Origin of the sequence: Longimicrobium sp. (assembly GCF_036387355.1) — a bacterium.
In the GTDB taxonomy this organism is placed as follows: Bacteria; Gemmatimonadota; Gemmatimonadetes; order Longimicrobiales; family Longimicrobiaceae; genus Longimicrobium.
In genome coordinates, this window is the sequence record NZ_DASVTX010000039.1 from 1 (window position 1) to 17,461 (window position 17,461).

The window sequence follows — 17,461 nt, forward strand, 5'->3', positions numbered from 1 at the left end:
GAAAAGCCTGTCGAACAGTTCCGACATCTCCACCTGCGTGAGCCGCTGCCCCGCCTTGATGGCGCCCTTGCACGCCATCGAGAGCGCGATGCGCTGGTGCTGCGTCCGGGCGCTGTCCACCAGCGGCGATCCGTCCGTCAGCTCCCCGATCATCTCGCGCAGGCAGCGTTCCGCGTCAAAGTACGGGTGCGGGTTCGGCACCGCGTGCACAATGATGGACCGCCCGCCGAACCCTTCCACCTCGAACCCCGCGCGCTCCAGCACCCCGCGGATCTGCTCTACCAGCGCGTACTCCGCCGGGCTCAGGCGCAGCGTGATGGGAAACAGCAGCCGCTGGCTCTCCGCCCCGCCGTGCTCGAAGTTTCCCACGATCTGTTCGTACAGCACCCGCTCGTGGGCCGAGTGCTGGTCCACCATCACCAGCCCGCTGCGCGTCTCCGCCAGAATGTAGGTGTTGTGAATCTGCCACATCACCGGCACGCCGCCCTCGAACAGGTCCGCGGGAAGGGGGCCGCCCTTTCCCTTTCCCGCCGCCGCGGCATCCCCGCCGCCCGTGACAAACAGCGTCATCTGCGGCTCCGCGGCGGGCTCCGGGCGCGCGTCGGACCCGCCATCGGAAGAAGCGGGCGCGGCGCCCCAGGGCTGCACCGGCTCGCGCAGCGTCATGGTCCCATACCCCGTCGTCGTGGGATACGGGGCGGACTCCGCGGCGCGCATCCCGATGCTGGGCGTGCTTTCAATTCCCGCCAGCGCCGCGCGAACGCCTTCCTCGATCAGCCGCTCGATGCCGATGCGGTCGCGAAAGCGCACCTCCGCCTTGGCGGGGTGGACGTTCACGTCCACCTCCCCGTCCGGCACTTCCAGAAACAGGAACAGGTGCGGATGCACGCCGGCGGGAATGGTGGTGCGGTAGGCGCGGTCCGCCGCGCGCACCAGCGTACGGTCGCTGAAGGCGCGCCCGTTCACGAAAAAGTAGCTGCGCCGCCCGCCCGGCCGCGCGGCGTTGGGGCGCTGCACCAGCCCGCTGAGCGCCGCGCCTCCCACACGGTGCGCCACGGGGAGCAGTTCCTCCGCCGCCTCGTTCCCCCACAGCGCGGCGATGCGCTCCCCCAGGTTGCCCGCCGCGGGAAGGGCCAGCAGGTCGCGCCCGCCGGAGTCCAGTGAGAACGCGATGTTGGGTGCGGCGAGCGCCTGCGTGGTCACCACCTCGCCCACGGCGCGGTTTTCCGCGGCGGTGCTGCGCAGGAACTTGGCGCGGGCCGGCACGTTGAAGAACAGGCTGCGCACGCTGATGGTCGTTCCCACCCGCCGCGCGCACTCCTCCACCGCCGCCATCTGCCCACCCGTCACCACCACGCGCGTGCCGTTCCCCTCGCGCTCCGCCGTCTCCAGCACCATGCGGCTCACCGAGGCGATGGACGGGAGCGCCTCGCCACGGAATCCCAGCGTGCGGATGGCGGCCAGGTCCTGCTCCGAGCGGATCTTGCTGGTGGCGTGGCGGTCGATGGAAAGCAGCGCGTCCTCGCGCCCCATCCCGTGCCCGTCGTCCGCTACGCGGATCTCCGTCTTGCCGCCGTTGCGCACCACCACGTCCACCCGGCCGGCGCCCGCGTCCAGCGCGTTCTCCACCAGTTCCTTGACCACGGAAGCGGGCCGCTCCACCACCTCGCCGGCGGCGATCTGGTTGGCCAGCTTCTCGGAAAGAACGTGGATCCTGCGGGGCATCGGGCGTCGCTGCTTCGGGTGAATTTCGGGTGGGAAGCTACTCCGCACGCCCATCCGGGTCAACCGTTGACAGCAGCCGGGATCCGTATGGAATGGCAGAAGCCCCGGACGGCGCGTTCGCGCGGTCCGGGGCTCCCTGTCCAAGGCGGGCAGCGTGCGTGCGCTGGCCGGAACGAGTCTATTCGATCCCGTAGAACCGCCGCGCGTTCTCCGTCGTCCGCGCGGCGAACTCCTCCGGGTCCTCGCCGCGGATGGCGGCGCAGCGGGCGGCCGTGTGCGGCACGAACGACGGCTCGTTCTGCTTGCCGCGCTTGGGGACGGGCGCCAGGTACGGCGTATCCGTCTCCACCATGATGCGGTCCGCGGGAACAAGCCGCACCAGGTCTTCCGCGTCATAGTTCTTGAACGTCACCATCCCCGAGAACGACGCGTACCACCCCATCGCCAGCGCCTCTTCGAGCAGCGCGCGGCCGCTGCTGAACGAGTGCAGCACGCCGGACGTCCCCTGCCCCGCATCGCGCAGCAGTTCGCGCACGTCCGCGTCCGCCTCGCGCGCGTGGACGATCACGGGCTTCCCTGTCTCGCGCCCCAGTTGCAGGTGCGCGGCGAAGTTGGTGCGCTGCACGTCCCGTGGCGCAAAATCGTAGTGATAGTCCAGCCCCGTCTCGCCGAGCGCCACCACCCGCGGTTCGTTCAGCAGCGCGCGGATGGCGGCCATGGACTCGTCGCTGTAGTCCGCCGCGGAGTGCGGGTGAATGCCGGCGGTGGCGTACACGTCGGGAAAGCGCCGGGCCAGGTCCAGGCACACCCGCGCGTCCTCCACCCCCGTGGCGATGGAGATGATGGTCGTCACCCCCGCGGCCCGGGCGCGCGCCAAAATGGCATCCACGTCGGGGAGCACCTTGGCCGAGGCGAGGTGGGCGTGCGTATCGATCATGGATTGAAGTGCGTGAGTGCGGAAGAGAAGTGCTGAGTGCTGAGTGCTGAGTGGTGAGTGCTGAGTGCTGAGTGAGGCGACTCGCGGCGCAGTGTGGCGCCTCATCCGTCGCGCGGCAAGGTGAGTCCGGGGCGGGGCCGCGGAGTGCCGTGTTCGCCGGGCTCCGTAAACGGACGCGATCAGGTGGATCGGCACGGGCCTCCACACCGGCCTGACGCGCCGGATGCCTCTCCGCGAAAACGCGGAAAACTCAGCGCGAGCGCCACCCGCGGCACCGCCCGCCACCCGCAGCACCGCCCGCCGCCCGCGTGGCCGACCGCCCGCGCCGTCCCCGCTCGCATCCAACGCAGTTGAAGCCCCGAACGTGGGCGCGACAGCGGCCACGTGTCGGGGCTTACCGCTGTTCGAGCGGCGGATTCATCCGCTCAGACGCCCCCCGCGGCACCGCCCGCCGCCCCCGTGTGCAGGCTGCCCGCGCCGGCTCCGCTCCGGGGCTCCCGCGACCTCCCGCGCACGCATCCCCATCCTCCACCACAAGAAAGCCGCCGCGGACCCGGGGTCCGCGGCGGCTTCCGTGAGCAACGCGAGGCTACTCAGCACTCAGCACTCCGCACTGCCGTTCAAACCGCCGTACGCTGGCGCGGGCGGGCCGTGTGCGACGCCGCGGCCTGCTGCCGCTTCGGCTTGTTCGGCCACCGGTTCTGGATGAAGTACAGCACCGGCGCCGCCACGAAGATCGACGAGAACGTTCCGATCGCGATGCCCAGGATCAGCACCAGCGCGAAGTCGCGGATCACCGGCCCGCCGAACAGGAACAGCGACACCAGCGTCACCAGCGTGCCCGACGCCGTAAGCACCGTACGCGGCAGCGTTTCGTTGATCGCGCGGTTCAGCACATCCATGTACGACTGGTCGTGCCGCGGCTTGGCCAGGCTCTCGCGGATGCGGTCGAACACCACGATGGTGTCGTTCAGCGAATAGCCCACGATGGTCAGGAACGCCGCCACCGTGCCCAGCGACACCTCGTTGCGCGTGATGGCCAGAATGCCCAGCGTGATGATGATGTCGTGCCCCGTCGCCGCGATGGCCGCCAGGCCGAAGCGCCACTCGAAGCGCACCGCCAGGTAGATCATGGTGATGGCCAGCGAGATCAGGATGGCGATCAGCGCCCGGTACTGAAGCTCGTCGCCCACCTTGGGGCCCACCGCCTCCGTACGCGCCACCACGTAGCTGCTGTCCGGAATGCGGCTGCGCAGCGCCTCGCGCACGTCCTGCTCCGGGGTGCGCTGCAGGTTTTCCTGGAACGTTTCCTTGCGGATCACCACTTCGCGGTCGCTGCCGAAGCGGCTGATCTCCCACCCCTCGCGCCCGGAGGCCTGGGCCGCCGCGCGAACCTGGTCGATCTCCACCGGCTGGTTGAACTTCAGGTGCACCAGGGTGCCGCCCCGGAAGTCCACGCCGTAGTTGAGCCACGAGCCCAGCTGCACCGTGTTCAGCACCATCGCGCCGATGGTTGCCGCAAAGAGCAGCGCCGTGACCATGTAGGCGCGCGTGCGCCACCGCATGATCGGGTAGTTGGCCGTCTTGAAGATGCGCATGTCAGCTTTCTCCCGTCCGCGTCAGATGGACAGACCCTGCGCGGCCGGCGAGCGGCGCTCCAGGTACAGTGTGAAGAGCGTCCGCGTCACGAAGATGGCCGTGAACATGGAGATGATGATGCCGATGCCCAGCGTGACCGCGAAGCCCTGGATGGGCCCGGTGCCCAGCAGGTACAGCACGGCGGCCGTCAGCAGGGTGGTGATGTTGGAGTCCACGATGGCGCTCAGCGCCTGCTTGAACCCCTCGCTCACCGCCGGCCGCACCGCGCGCCCGGCGTCCAGCTCTTCGCGGATGCGCTCAAAGATGAGCACGTTGGCGTCCACCGACATGCCTATGGAAAGCACCAGCCCCGCGATGCCCGGGAAGGTGAGCACCGCGTCCAGCGCGGCCAGCGCACCCAGCGTGTACAGCACGTACAGGGCAAGCGCGCCCACCGCGAACAGCCCGGCCAGGCGGTAGTACGCCAGCATGATGGCCACCACGCCCACGATGCCCAGCAGGCCGGCGATCATCCCCTTGTTCACCGAGTCGGCGCCCATGCTGGGGCCCACGGTGCGCTCTTCCACGATCTTGAGCGGCGCCGGAAGCGCGCCCGCGCGCAGCACCAGCGCCAGGTCGCTTGCCTCGTCCAGCGTGCTGTTGCCCAGCGTGATCTGGCCGTTGCGGCCGATCTGCGACTGAATGACCGGGGCCGTGTACACCTGGTTGTCCAGCACGATCGCCATCTGCCGCTGGATGTTGCGGCCCGTTTCGCGCTCGAACACGCGGCCGCCGCGGCGGTTCAGCTCAAAGAACACCACGGGGCGGTTGAACTGCGGGTCCGACCCCGCCGTGGCGTTGGCCAGGTACTCGCCCGTAATCATGGGCTTGCTGTCCACCAGCCAGAGCGAGCGGAACTGCTTGTCTTCCTCGGCCTCGGGCACGTTCCACAGCACCTCGGTGCCGCGCGGAAGCGAGCCGGCCACCGCCGGGGTGCGCAGGTAGCGCGACACCGCGGCCGTGTCCTTGAGCGCCACCAGCAGCTGCCCCTGCGAGCCCACGTTCGCGATCTTGCTCGTGAACGGCTTGCCCGCGGCGGTGCTGTCGGCGGCCGGCGTCTTCTGCTGGAACACGCCGCCGGCCGGGGTGGCGGCCGGGGCCTTGCGGGCGTCCGCCGGGTACACGCGGGCGGCCGCCTGGTCCAGGCGGTCCAGAATGGCCTGCCCCTCTTCCGGGCGCTTCACCACCTGGAACTCCAGGAACGCCGCCTTGCTGAGCACGTCCTTGGCCGAGTTGGTGTTCGTGAGCCCGGCAAGCTCCACCACGATGCGGTCGTCGCCGGCCTTCTGCACCACGGGCTCGGACAGGCCCAGCGCGTTCACGCGCAGGCGCACCACCTTGAGCGCGCGGTCGATGGCCTCGCTGCGCGCTGCCGGAGTGAGAGCGGCCTTGCTCTCGTCGATCTCCAGCGCGAGGTGAATCCCGCCCTTGAGGTCCAGGCCCAGGGTGACAATGTCATCCTTCTGGGCCTTGTGCCAGAGCAGAACCGCCACGCTGAGCGCGGCCAGCACGAAAATCAGGCCCAGGCGGGCCCTCAGTGTCTGAAACATCGGGCGTGCGAACTCCCGGCGGAGGATGAGGGGGGAACGGAAGCTTTCTTCAGAGCGAAGAAGCGGCACTCCAAAAAACCGTCATTCGGGATAACCTCAAAAACTATCCACGCTTACGCCCCGCGTCAACCGGCGCCGCCCCGGCACCGCGGGGGGCGGCGCCGGGGCGGCCGGGGAGCAAGCGCCTGCCGCGCAGCGAGTTAGGCGCGCCGGCCGGTGTTGATCACGTTTACGCCGCGGAACCGCGCGGGCGGGCACCCGTGCGAAACGGCGTTGCTCTGCGACGGCTGGCCCTTGCCGTCGTTGAAGGAGCCGTGCACCTCGTACGTGGAGCGCCCGCCGATGGCGTCCATGCTGTTCCAGAACTCCGGCGTGCGGATCTGGTACGCCACGTCCTTGATCATCCCGCCCACGCGGCCATTCTTGATCTCGTGGTACACCTGGCCGCCGAACTGGGCGTTGTAGCGCTGCTGGTCGATGGAGTACGACCCGCGCCCCTCGATCAGGATCCCGTTCTCCACCCCGCCGATCAGCTCCTGCAGCGTGGTGTCCCTGGCCGCGTCGGGCATCAGGTTCACGTTGGGCATGCGCTGAAACTGCACGTCGCTCCAGCTCTGCGCGTAGCTGTTGCCGTGGCTGCGCACCGGCCGCCCCTGCGAGCGGTACCAGTCGGCCAGCCAGGGCGCCTGCTCGCGCGTGGTCTGCAGGTCGTTCAGAATCCCGTTCTTTACGATCAGGTACTCGTCCGGCCGCACGCCCTCGTCGTCCCATCCCACCGTGGCCAGCGAGCCCGGGGCGGTGCGCTCCGCCTGGATGTTCATCAGGTCGCGCCCGTAGCGGAACTTGCCCAGGAAGTCCTGAATGGGGCTGATGAACGAGGTCCCGGCGTAGTTGGCCTCGAACCCCATGATGCGGTCCAGCTCCGTGGGGTGCGCGATGCTTTCGTGGATGGTCAGGAACAGGTGCGAGGGCATGAGCACCAGGTCGTAGCGCCCCGGCTCCACCGGGCGGGCGGTCAGCTTGGCCACCGCGTCCGCCGCCCACCTGGGCGCGTTGTTCACCAGGTCGGCGTTGCGCACGTGCTCGTACCCCAGCCCCATGGCGGCCACCGGGGTGGACTGCCGGGTCTGGAAGTCGCCGCCGCCCGCGCCCACCGCCGTCACCGTCATCTGCGGCAGGGTGCGGTACAGCGTCTGGACGGTGTAGCTCCCCTCCGTGCTTGCGAAGGTCTTTTCCTCGCGCAGAAAGAAGAGCGACGAGTTCACGAAGCGCGCGCCGCCCCGCAGCGCGGCCTCGTTGGCCTGAAACAGCAGCCCCACCTTGTCTTCGATGTCCACCGTGAACGGGTCCACCTGAATGGGCGAGCGCCAGCGCCCGTCCGCAACCCGCTCCGCGGGGGCCAGCTCCACCGGCCGCACCCGCGCGGCCGAGTTGGCGCGCGCCTGCTCCACCGCCTGGCGGGCCACGCGAACGACCTCCTCCAGGTTCATTTCGCGGCTTGCGGCAAAGCCCCACGCGCCGTTGGCCAGCACGCGGACGCCGAAGCCCGCCGTTTCCGAGTCCTGAAAGCCGGTGATCTGCCGTTCGCGCGTGCTCACGGCCTGGCTGCGGTTGCGGCTGATGCGCACGTCGGCGTACTGCGCGCCGGCGGAGCGGGCCGCATCCAGCGCGCGCATGGCCAGTTCGCGCTCGTCGGCGTCGCCCGGCGACCAGAGGGCGGCGTGCGCCCCGGACTGCGGAACCACGGTGAGCCCCGCGGCCAGGGCGGCGCTGCGGGTGAGGAATTCGCGGCGTTTCATGGGCAATGCGCTTCTGGTTGTGGGATGCGCGAACATGGTAACGTCGAACGGGCGTTCGAGGAAGGGTGCGGGGGGGAGTGCGTGAGTGCTGGGTGCGTGAGTGCTGAGTGCGGAGTGCTGAGTGCTGAGTGCTGAGTGCGTTGGACTGAAGTACGAGAGTACGAGAGTGCGGCTCATCGGCGTACGGGGGATGGGCGCGGGAGGGCGATGGGGCGGGACCCGGTCAACCGACCGGGGTGGACCCGCTTGGCAAACGTGATGGAATGAAACATCTTCCATGCACCGCACGTTTCCTGTTCCCGCTCGCGCCGCCCCCGGGCGGCACCCCGATTGACCCCGTTCCGCCCGATCCTGCGATGGCGATTCGCGAAGGCCGCTGGGACTGCCCCACCTGTGGTACGGTGGGGGTGCTCGGCAGGCAGGTAAACTGCCCCAACTGCGCCACCCCGCGCCCCGAGGGCGTCCGCTTCTATCTTCCCGAAGACGCCGCGGAGGTCACCGACTCCGCGCACCTCGCCCGCGCGCGCGCCGGCGCCGACTGGATCTGCGAGCACTGCGACTCCAGCACGCCCGCCGCGGAAATCCGCTGCTCCGGCTGCGGCGCCGAGCGGGGGAGCAGCCCCGCGCAGGGCACGCACGACTACGACCTGGACGACATTCCCCGCGACGGCCGCGAGCGCCGGGCCGCGCCGCAGCCCGCCCTGGCCGCCGCCGCTCCGCGCAGGCGCCGGTGGAAGACCCCAGCCTTCGTGGTGGCGTTGGTCGCGGGCGTCATGTGGTGCAATGGATCCAAGAAGGTGGAGGCCACCGTGGCCGCCGCGGACTGGGAGCGCGCGGTGGAGGTGCAGGACTACCGCACCGTCCGCGAAGAAGACTGGTCCGTGCCGCAGGGCGGCCGCCAGCAGCGCAGCTGGCGCGCCATCCGCGACTACCGCCAGGTGCTGGATCACTACGAAAACCGCACGCGCCAGGTCTCCGAGCGCGTGCAGACGGGAACGCGCACCTACACCTGCGGCTCGCGCGACCTGGGCAACGGCCACTTCGAGGACCGCACCTGCACCGAGCCGGAATACACCACGAAGTACCGGACGGAGAGCTACCAGGAGCCCATCTACCGGCAGGAGCCGATCTACGACACCAAGTTCGCGTACGAGATCGAGCGCTGGCTCCCCAACGACACCGTCTGGGCGCGGGGCAACGCGGCGCGCGAGCCCTCCTGGCCCGCGGTAAAGCTGGATGACAAGGAGCGCGAGGGCGCCCGCATTGAGAAGTACGTGCTGCACTTCCGCGACAAGGACGGCAAGACGTACCAGGTGGAGGTGCCGCTGGACCGGTTCAGCCGCTACCGCCCCGGGCAGGCGGTGCAGCTCCGCGTCCCGCGTGTCTCGTCCGGCAAGGTGGAGATCGTGGAGCCGGAAAAGGAGTAGCGTCGCGCTGCTGAACAACAGAGCCCCCCGCCGGAACACCGGCGGGGGGCTTTGGTTTTCGGTCGACGGTGGCCCGTTCGCTACGGCGCGGCGGCGGCGCCGGGGGCGGCTAGCGCGGACGGCAGTGCCAGGCGTGCCCACTCCGCGTAGGTGAGCCCGGAGTAGTGCAGCCCATCCGGCGCGAACGACGCGGGATTGGTGGCGGCCGCGCGGCTCTGGGGTGTGATGTCCACGTAGCGCGCGCCCAGCCGCTGCGTTTCTTCGCGGTTGATGCGGTTGAACAGGTCGATTTCCGCGGCGATCCGCGCGCGGTCCTGCCCATCCGCGAACGGCGTGACGCCCCAGTCGGGAATGGAAAGGACGATCACCTTTCCCGCGTCGCCCCCCGCGAAGCCGATGGCGCGCTGCAGGAGCGCCGCGAACTGCGTGCGGTACTCCTCCGCGCCGCGGCCTCGATACTGGTTGTTCACGCCGATCAGCAGCGACACCAGCGCGTACGGGCCCCGCGGATCTTCGCGGTCGATGGCGGCAGACAGCTCGTCCGTGGTCCACCCCGTCCGCGCGATGATCTCCGGGTCGCCGATCTCCACGCCGCGAGCGCGCAGCAGGCCGGCCAGCTGCACCGGCCAGCGGTCCGCCTCGCCCGCGCCCTCCCCGATCGTGTACGAATCGCCCAGCGCCAGGTAGCGCATTCCGCTCTCCGCTTCTCCCCCCGTCGTGGATCCTCCGCACCCGGCCAACGCCGCGAGGGCGAACGCCGCCGCCATCACCATCATCCTGCCCCGCATCCCGCCTCCTTCGCCTGCGCCCCGCGGCCGTCGCTCCGGCCCTGCATCCGCCGTAAGCGAAGTTCAGGCCAGCGGTTACGGGTCAGCCGGGGAGCGTAACGAAGATGCGGCCCTCGTCATCCACCCGCGTCTCGTACGTTTCCAGCGCCTTGGTGGCGGGGAGGCCCGTCGCGCGGCCGGTGCACACGTCGAACGTGGCGCCGTGCCAGTTGCACACGAGCTCCGTGCCGTCCACCTCGCCGCCGTCCAGCGGAAGCTCCTCGTGGGTGCACATCCCCTGCAGCGCGTAGATCTCGCCTTCCACGTTGCAGAGCACGATCTCGCGGCCCGCGACGGCAAACTCGCGGGCTTCGCCTTGGGGAACGTCGGCCAGCAGGGCGGCCTGGATCTCGGGCATGAACACTCGTCGGTACGGGTCGGTTTTCCAGCCGCCCAACATGCTCCCCCGCCCCGCGCCGGGCAAGTCGGGGGGCCATCTCGTCCTCCTCCGCCGGTCCGAGCGGATCGCGCATGCCGCGTTCCGGCCAGCGGACGCACAACGGGCCGACCCTAAAAGAAGGCCGGCCCGCCACCGATCGAGAGCCCGGCCCTCAACTACGGCTCTTAACAAATCGGCGGGTCGCGTCGGTTTTCTTCACGAAAGCTCCAACGAATGGGCGACACCCAAGCGTTCTGATCAACTGAATTGCATTGCGCTCGGCCAAGTAACTGATTGCGGGATTCAATCGACGAGCGGGCCAATCGTACCGAGTTGCGATCTCAGAGCATTTATCCGGGTGCTCCGGATCGTTGACCAAACCTGCGGCGAGCGTGGAAGCATCCACCGACGGATTCCATGGCTGCCACAAACGATCGAATTCGGAGAACAAGGAATCCTCTGGCATTATCGTGTCGACGGCCTTCCTCAGCCTATACCTCAGTTCGTAGACAGCATCCGTCGTTTCGTCCGGAGACAAACCGGGCAAAGCGCCAAGCTCCTCTATTCTCAGTTGCGGGTCGCCGAAAGTACCGTTCTCACTACGAGCGACGAAGACACCTGCGACCGCCGTAGCGCCGGCCGAATATTCACTTTTGGGAGTGAGCGCGACGGAAGGAGCAGCGCCCAGCAAGGGCTTTCGGCTGATACCGTGAATATCGTGGATGAGTTCAAGCAGGTTCGAGGCATCCTCATCTACCTCTGGCGAAAGCATTCCCGACAAGAGCGGTGGCAAGGCGTCGTGCGACAGGGCGTAGCGCAGGGGGATAAACCGGCTTTGCTGCCTCACCTTCTGTACGAATCCCGCATCAATCTCCTCGTTGACCCATGGCCGCCCGATTGAGGTGGGCGTCAGCAGCACGATGAAATGTGTGCAATCGACCAGTCCGGAATCGATTTTACGCCGAATGCTGTCCCCTCCTCTAATCTCCCACTCGGCCCACCATGTCTCGATCCCGTGCTTTTGAAGGCCTGTCGCGATCTTTTCTGCCAGCGCGCGATCATCCCAACCGTAACTAAGAAACGCTTTCGGTGTCTGAGCATCATTGGCCACGTAGGTCATCTTTTCCTCGTCTTCCGGCGTTAGCCGAGCCTTGACGATTTCCAGCAGACTTGCCGACCCTTCGATGCGAAGGCGCAAGTCGTCCAGAGCGTCACCCTCAACGACGATGCTCGGGAATTCTCCCGTGTCAGGATGGCGGATTGAGCCAAGCCGATCTCGCATCTCTTCCCCCACTCTCTTCGCTGCGGCCCGAAGGAGCTCTTTCTCAAGATCCGCTGGTCGGACCGGCTTCCCGTTGATCGTGATCTTCAGCATACCACGTTGCTCATCGATGTGTGTCCCGCATCGCCAACCGAGGGAAGATATTTAACCCTTTCAGGCAAAAACAGTTCATCTACGTGAGTTCGTGATCAGCGCACGCCTGCCAGGGTGAGGACGAAGAGAAGTGCCCATTCGGTGCCGCGCTGGCTGCCCGCCGTGTCGAAGTACTCTCCCAGCGAGTGCGCGCCCCCGCCCTTGCCGCCGCCGTCGATGGTCACCGCCGGAATCCCCAGGCTGATGGGGATGTTGGCGTCCGTGCTGCTCGCCCCCGACTCCACCGCGAAGCCCAGCGACCGCCCCGCCGCCTCCGCCGCGCGGACGATGTGCGCGTCCGGCGACTGCCTTCCTCCCGGGCGAATGCCGATGGTGTCCACCGTGAGCGTGAGCCGCGCGCCCTCCGTCCACCGCGCGTTCTCCTCGTCCAGCGCCGCGCGGATCGCCTGCTGAAAGCGGTTGTCCAGCGCCTGCAGCGCGCCCTCGTCCACCGAGCGCATGTCCATCTGCAGCGACGATTCCATGGCGATGGAGTTCACCGAGGTGCCGCCCTGAACGACGCCGACGCTGAAGCTCACGCGCGGATCGGACGGGACCTGGAACTCGGAGATCTTCGCGATCGCCCGCCCCAGCGCGTGGATGGGGTTCGGCACGCCGAAGTCGCCGTAGCTGTGCCCGCCGGGGCCGCGGTAGGTAACGGTGTAGCGATGGCTCCCCACCGCGTCGCGGGTGAGGCCCAGCCCCGTGCCGTCCACAGAGATGAACGCGTCCACCCGGCCGCGCAGTTCGCTGCCGAACAGGTGCCGCACCCCGCGCAGGTTGCCCGCCCCCTCCTCCCCCACCGTGCCGACGAACAGAATGGTGCCGCGCGTCTGCACCTGCGCCTGGTTGAGCGCGTTGACCACGGAAAGCAGCACCGCCAGGCCGCGGCAGTCGTCGCCGATGCCGGGGCCGCGCAGCACCGTCCCCTCGCGGCGCACGGTGACGTCCGTTCCCTCCGGAAAGACGGTGTCCAGGTGGCCGGAAATGACGATGACGGGCTCGCCCGGCTGCCCCGGCCGCTCGCCGATCACGTTGCCCACGCTGTCGATGCGCACGTTGCGCAGCCCCAGCGCCTCCAGCCGGCGGCGGTACACCTCCGCCCGCGCGGCTTCCTTGAAGGGCGGCGCGGGGATCTGGCACAGCGCGATCTGGTCTTCGATGGTCCGCGGCTCGGTGGCGCGCACGTGCTCCAGGGCCTGCCGCACGCGCGGGTGCTGGTCCGGCACGCGCACGGCCTGCGCGCGGGCGCCCGTGGCGAACAGGAGCGCCGCGGAAGTCGCGGCGGCGATGCGGACGGAATGCGGCATGGCGGATCGGCGATGGCTGGGGGAACGGGACGGCCGCGGCGAATGTAGAGCGCACGCCCGGCGCTCGCAAAAGACCGGCTCGTTCGATGTCGACACGGCGCTTTCGCGAGGATGGATTTCAGCCCACCGGTTCCCGCCACGGGCGGACAGGGTGAGGTTATTGCAGGCCATCCGGGGCCGCACCGGCCCAGCGCAGACCCGCGACGTTGCTTCATGACGACCACAGATTCCCCGTCCGCGGGCGCGATCCCGCAGGACGCCGACCACTATCGCCGCCAGCTGGAGACGGTGGCGGCCAACGCGACGCTCGCGCTCTTCATCCTGAACGAGCGGCAGCGGTGCACGTACCTGAACCCCGCAGCGGAGGCGCTGACCGGGTTCACGCTCGCGGAACTGCGCGGCAAGCCGCTGCACGAGTTCATCCACCACACGCGGCCGGACGGCTCGCCCTATCCGCTGGAAGAGTGCCCCATCGACCGCGCCTTTCCGCGCAACATGCGCGAGCAGGGGGAAGAAGTCTTTGTCCACAAGGACGGGAGCTTCTACCCGGTCGCGTTCACCGCCAGCCCCATCCGTGACGGGGAACGTACGGTCGGCACCATCATCGAGGCGCGCGGCATCGCGGACGAGCTTCGCGCGCGGGAAGAGCGTGCCCTGCGCGCCGCCGAATCCGCGCTGATCGCGGCGGTGGGAACGCGGGTTACGCAGGGCGGCCCGCTGAACGACGTGCTGCGGGGGTGCACGGACGCGGTGGTGGAGCACCTGGGCGTGGCCGCCGCGCGCATCTGGACGCTGAGCGAAGCGGAGCCGGTGCTGGAGCCGCGCGCCGCATCCGGCGCGGTTTCCGCCGGGGACGGCGCGCACGGCCGGGTGCCGGTCGGTACGCACCGGATTGGCCGCATCGCGCACGAGGGCGCGCCCTACCTGACCAACGACGTCGCGGGCGACGAGCGGATGGCCGATGGCGAGTGGGCCCACCGGGAGGGGATCGCGTCGTTCGCCGGCTATCCCCTTCTGGTGGAGGGGCATGCGGTGGGCGTCATTGCCCTGTACGCGCGGCGCCCGCTCCCCGAACGTACGACGGAAACGCTGGCCATCATCGCCGACGGCATCGCGCTCGCCATCGCCCGGGCGCGCGCGGACGAGGAGCGCGAGCGCGTGGTGCGCGAGATGGAGACGCAGCGGGCGCGGCTGGCGGCCGTCTTTCAGCAGGCGCCGGCCTTCATCGCCACGCTGCGCGGCCCGGACCACGTGTTCGAGCTCGCCAATCCGCCGTACCTGCAGCTCGTGGGGCACCGCGCGGTGGTGGGCAAGCCCGTTCGCGAGGCGCTTCCCGAGGTGGCCGGGCAGGGCTTTCTGGAATTGCTGGACAAGGTGTACCGCACGGGCGAGCCCTTTGTGGGCAACGAGATCGGCATTCACCTGCAGCGCACGCCCGGCGCGCCCATGGAAGAGCGGTTCGTCAACTTCGTGTACCAGCCGCTGACGCAGGCGGACGGCCGCATCGGCGGCATTCTGGTGCACGGGGTGGACGTGACCGACCAGCTGGAGGCCCGGCGGCTGGTGGAGGAGCAGGCCATCGAGCTGGAAACGCAGAAGGAGGCGCTTCAGCAGCAGGCGTCGTATCTGGAAGACGTGCAGACGGAGCTGGAGGCGTCCAACGGCGAGTTGCAGCGGGCCAACGAGGACCTGCGCCGCGCGCGCGACAAGGCGGCGCTGGAGGGCGCGCGCCTGGCGGCCATCATCGAGCACGCACCCATGGGCATCATCATCGCCGCAGCCCCGTCGGGGCAGATCGTGATGGGCAACCGGCGGCTGGAAGAAATCTTCCGCCACCCGGTGCTGCACTCGGCGGGGGTGGAGGATTACGGCGAATGGATCGCGTTCCACCCGGACGGGCGGCGCGTGCAGGGGCACGAGTATCCGCTCGCGCGCGTGTTCGCCACGGGCCAGGTGGCGGGTCCCGACGACTACCACTACCAGCGCGGCGACGGAAGCCGGGCGTGGGTGCGCATTACCGGCGCGCCCATCCGTGACGGGGAAGGAGTGCTCACGGGCGGGCTGGTGGTGATCGACGACATCGACGCCGAGCGCCGCGCCGCGGATGAACGGGAGCAGCTGATCCGCGACCTGGAAGTGGGCCGGGCGCGTCTGGAGCAGATCTTTTCCGAAAGCCCGGCCGTGATGGCGCTGTACGCCGGCCCCGAGCACATCATCACCATGGTGAACCCCACCTGGGAACGCACCGTGGGCAAGCTGGGCGCGGTGGGCCGGCCCTTTCGCGAGGCTTTCCCCGAATTTCGCGACTCGGGGCTGTTCGAGCTGCTGGACCGGACGTACGAGAGCGGCGAGCCGTACATGGACCCGGAGGTCAACGTCCCCATCGACCGCTGGGGGACGGGGATTCTGGAAGACAGCTACTGGAACCTGGTCTGGCGGCCGCTCCCGGGCGAGGGGCCGCACGGGCGCGACATCCTGGTGCACGCGGTGGACGTCACCGAGCAGGTGCGGGCGCGCAAGGAGGTGGAGCTCAAGGCGGAGGAGCTGGCGCGGTCGGCGCGGGCGCTGGAGGCCAGCAACCGCGAGCTGGACCAGTTCGCGTACGTGGCCAGTCACGACCTCAAGGCGCCGCTGCGCGGGATCAGCAACCTGTCCAGCTGGATCGAGGAGGACCTGGCCGGCGCGGCGACCCCGGAGGTCAAGGAGCAGCTCGCCCTGCTGCGCGGCCGCGCGGTGCGCATGGAGGCGCTGATCGACGGCATCCTGCAGTACTCGCGCGCCGGCCGCGTGCGGGCCGAGGCGGAAGCGGTGGATACCGGCGCGCTGGTGCGCGACGTCGTGGATCTGCTGGCCCCGCCGCCGGGCGCCGCCATCGAGGTCGCCCCCGCGCTGCCGGTGATCGTCACGGAGCGCCTGCCGCTGCAGCAGGTGCTGATGAACCTGATCGGCAACGCGGTCAAGTACGGCGGCGGCGCCCAGGCCCGGGTGGAGGTGTCCGCAAGCCGCGCCGGCCCGGGCACGTGGGAGTTCGCGGTGCGCGACCACGGCCCGGGGATCGCGCCGGAGTTCCACGATCGCATCTTCACCATCTTCCAGACGCTGGAGTCGCGCGACCGGGTGGAAAGCACCGGCATCGGCCTCTCCATCGTCAAGAAGCTGGTGGAGGGGCGCGGCGGGCGCGTGTGGGTGGAATCCGCCCCGGGCGAAGGCTCCACCTTTCGCGTCCTGTGGCCCGCCGAGAGCGCCGCGGTGGAGTGAGACGCCCACGAATTCCGGAATGCGAAGAGCCCTCCTTCACGTGGTGGTGAAGGAGGGCTCTCGTCGGTCCCAAAGAAAAGCGGGCCAGTCCAGAGGAGACAGGCCCGCCGTCAGCTCACCAGCGCCAGGTGGCGCACCGGTTCACCATCCGGGGCGGAACTGTGCTCGTCTTCGGCGTGCCGGCGCAGCGCGTCCAGCACCTCGTCGCCGTAGAACATGGCCACGTACTTGGCCTGCACGGCGGTCACGCGCCGCACGGCCCACACCAGCTCCACATAGTTGGGCTCGGTGGGCTTGCGCGACAGGTGCATGCCGCACACTCTTCCGGAAGGTGGCTGGCCTTGCGGTTGTTGCACTGCGAGCACGCCGTGGCCACGTTCTCCCACGTGTTCTCGCCGCCGCGCGACAGCGGGACCACGTGGTCGCGCGTCAGGAACTCACGCCCGCGGAGCTGGCCCTTGTGGCGGCCGCAGTACATGCAGCGGTAGCTGTCCCGCGCGAACAGGAAGGTGTTGGTCACCTGGCGGCGGAACCTGCGCGGTACGTGCACGAACCGCTTGAGCCGGATGACGAGCGGGGCCGCCACCCGTTCCCGGGCGGAGCGAAAGATTCGGCAGTCGTCCGCTTCCAGCACCTCGGCCTTGTGCTCGAACACGAGCCGGAGCGCGCGTTCCACAGGCAGGATGGTAAGCGGTTCGTACGAAGCATTCAGTGCCAAGCACCCCATGTGCTCGCCCCTCCTTTCGGCGAGTTGTGCGTTTGCGTTCTGTGCGTTCCCGGCTGCCTGCGTGTGATGAGGAATGGGAAACCACGGATCGTGCGAACGTCCGTACACCTGCACCGGCGCGCGCCTTCCGTGTGCCGGAACGGCGCGGGTGGATCCGGAGATGGCGAACGGGGAGGCCGCACGAACCTGCTGGGGCCAAGTTGAAGATGACCACGGGTGGGGCATTCCGTCAAGCCACCCCACCACATCTTGTGTCAAGACTCCGTCACGATCTCCCGGCGCGCGGCTCCGGACACAATGCCCGACGGCGCGCATCTTCAAGTACGCCAATCCATTAGGCATTCGCCATGCCGCCGCGCTTCAGAGTGCCCAGTGCCCAGGATCAAGTGCTCAGTAACACCACAGTTGCAGTTGCCCCGGCACTTGGCACTTGGCACTTGGCACTTGGCACTTGGCACTTGGCACTTGGC

The 17,461-nt window shown here is 69.1% G+C and carries 13 protein-coding genes; 2 read left to right on the plus strand and 11 right to left on the minus strand.

Annotated elements, in window-relative coordinates:
* The 5 genes from mutL to VF665_RS01855 form a co-directional block, all read right to left on the minus strand.
* Positions 1 to 1,725: DNA mismatch repair endonuclease MutL (gene mutL / locus VF665_RS01835; protein ID WP_331051695.1), on the minus strand; the 1,725-nt coding region annotated here is incomplete at its 3' end.
* 178 nt (positions 1,726 to 1,903) lie between these two features.
* Positions 1,904 to 2,662 carry a TatD family hydrolase gene (locus VF665_RS01840; protein WP_331051696.1) on the minus strand — a complete coding sequence of 253 codons (759 nt, stop codon included), beginning with the start codon at positions 2,660 to 2,662 and terminating at the stop codon, positions 1,904 to 1,906.
* Between the two features lie 620 nt (positions 2,663 to 3,282).
* Positions 3,283 to 4,260 (minus strand): protein translocase subunit SecF, encoded by a 978-nt coding sequence (gene secF / locus VF665_RS01845; protein WP_331051697.1) that lies wholly within the window; start codon positions 4,258 to 4,260, stop codon positions 3,283 to 3,285.
* Positions 4,261 to 4,281: 21 nt separating this feature from the next.
* The gene (gene secD / locus VF665_RS01850; protein ID WP_331051698.1) at positions 4,282 to 5,850 is read right to left on the minus strand and encodes a protein translocase subunit SecD; all 1,569 of its coding nucleotides are present in this window, start codon (positions 5,848 to 5,850) and stop codon (positions 4,282 to 4,284) included.
* Between the two features lie 200 nt (positions 5,851 to 6,050).
* A complete protein-coding gene (locus tag VF665_RS01855; RefSeq protein WP_331051699.1) occupies positions 6,051 to 7,649 on the minus strand; it encodes a TldD/PmbA family protein in 1,599 nt (532 codons plus the stop codon).
* A gap of 356 nt (positions 7,650 to 8,005) precedes the next feature.
* Between VF665_RS01855 and VF665_RS01860 the strand changes: the two genes are divergently transcribed.
* Positions 8,006 to 9,076: a hypothetical protein gene (locus VF665_RS01860; RefSeq protein WP_331051700.1), complete on the plus strand. Its 1,071-nt coding sequence runs from the start codon at positions 8,006 to 8,008 to the stop codon at positions 9,074 to 9,076.
* A gap of 80 nt (positions 9,077 to 9,156) precedes the next feature.
* On the opposite strand, the gene VF665_RS01865 is transcribed toward VF665_RS01860, so the two are convergent.
* The 4 genes from VF665_RS01865 to VF665_RS01880 all read right to left on the minus strand — a co-directional run bounded on the left by VF665_RS01865 (position 9,157) and on the right by VF665_RS01880 (position 13,006).
* Positions 9,157 to 9,768, minus strand: coding sequence for an SGNH/GDSL hydrolase family protein (locus VF665_RS01865; RefSeq protein ID WP_349263088.1), 612 nt, complete (start codon positions 9,766 to 9,768; stop codon positions 9,157 to 9,159).
* 178 nt (positions 9,769 to 9,946) lie between these two features.
* Entirely contained in the window at positions 9,947 to 10,261 is a 315-nt protein-coding gene (locus tag VF665_RS01870; RefSeq protein ID WP_331051702.1) for a non-heme iron oxygenase ferredoxin subunit, read from the minus strand.
* Between the two features lie 193 nt (positions 10,262 to 10,454).
* Entirely contained in the window at positions 10,455 to 11,657 is a 1,203-nt protein-coding gene (locus VF665_RS01875) for a toll/interleukin-1 receptor domain-containing protein (RefSeq protein ID WP_331051703.1), read from the minus strand.
* A gap of 95 nt (positions 11,658 to 11,752) precedes the next feature.
* Entirely contained in the window at positions 11,753 to 13,006 is a 1,254-nt protein-coding gene (locus VF665_RS01880) for a M20/M25/M40 family metallo-hydrolase (protein ID WP_331051704.1), read from the minus strand.
* Positions 13,007 to 13,219: 213 nt separating this feature from the next.
* Between VF665_RS01880 and VF665_RS01885 the strand changes: the two genes are divergently transcribed.
* Positions 13,220 to 16,264 (plus strand): PAS domain-containing protein, encoded by a 3,045-nt coding sequence (locus tag VF665_RS01885; protein ID WP_331051705.1) that lies wholly within the window; start codon positions 13,220 to 13,222, stop codon positions 16,262 to 16,264.
* Between the two features lie 110 nt (positions 16,265 to 16,374).
* On the opposite strand, the gene VF665_RS01890 is transcribed toward VF665_RS01885, so the two are convergent.
* Complete coding sequence (locus tag VF665_RS01890) at positions 16,375 to 16,521, minus strand: hypothetical protein (protein WP_331051706.1); 147 nt, start codon at positions 16,519 to 16,521, stop codon at positions 16,375 to 16,377.
* Entirely contained in the window at positions 16,509 to 16,940 is a 432-nt protein-coding gene (locus VF665_RS01895; protein WP_331051707.1) for an HNH endonuclease, read from the minus strand. The genes VF665_RS01890 and VF665_RS01895 overlap by 13 nt, the downstream gene beginning before the upstream one ends.
* Between the last annotated feature and the right edge of the window lie 521 nt (positions 16,941 to 17,461).

Coding starts and splice junctions, on each gene's coding strand:
- VF665_RS01840 (WP_331051696.1), bottom strand. CDS start 2,662: ATGATCGATACGCACGCCCACCTCGCCTCGGCCAAGGTGCTCCCCGAC.
- secF (WP_331051697.1), bottom strand. CDS start 4,260: ATGCGCATCTTCAAGACGGCCAACTACCCGATCATGCGGTGGCGCACG.
- secD (WP_331051698.1), bottom strand. CDS start 5,850: ATGTTTCAGACACTGAGGGCCCGCCTGGGCCTGATTTTCGTGCTGGCC.
- VF665_RS01855 (WP_331051699.1), bottom strand. CDS start 7,649: ATGAAACGCCGCGAATTCCTCACCCGCAGCGCCGCCCTGGCCGCGGGG.
- VF665_RS01860 (WP_331051700.1), top strand. CDS start 8,006: ATGGCGATTCGCGAAGGCCGCTGGGACTGCCCCACCTGTGGTACGGTG.
- VF665_RS01865 (WP_349263088.1), bottom strand. CDS start 9,768: ATGCGCTACCTGGCGCTGGGCGATTCGTACACGATCGGGGAGGGCGCG.
- VF665_RS01870 (WP_331051702.1), bottom strand. CDS start 10,261: ATGCCCGAGATCCAGGCCGCCCTGCTGGCCGACGTTCCCCAAGGCGAA.
- VF665_RS01875 (WP_331051703.1), bottom strand. CDS start 11,657: ATGCTGAAGATCACGATCAACGGGAAGCCGGTCCGACCAGCGGATCTT.
- VF665_RS01880 (WP_331051704.1), bottom strand. CDS start 13,006: ATGCCGCATTCCGTCCGCATCGCCGCCGCGACTTCCGCGGCGCTCCTG.
- VF665_RS01885 (WP_331051705.1), top strand. CDS start 13,220: ATGACGACCACAGATTCCCCGTCCGCGGGCGCGATCCCGCAGGACGCC.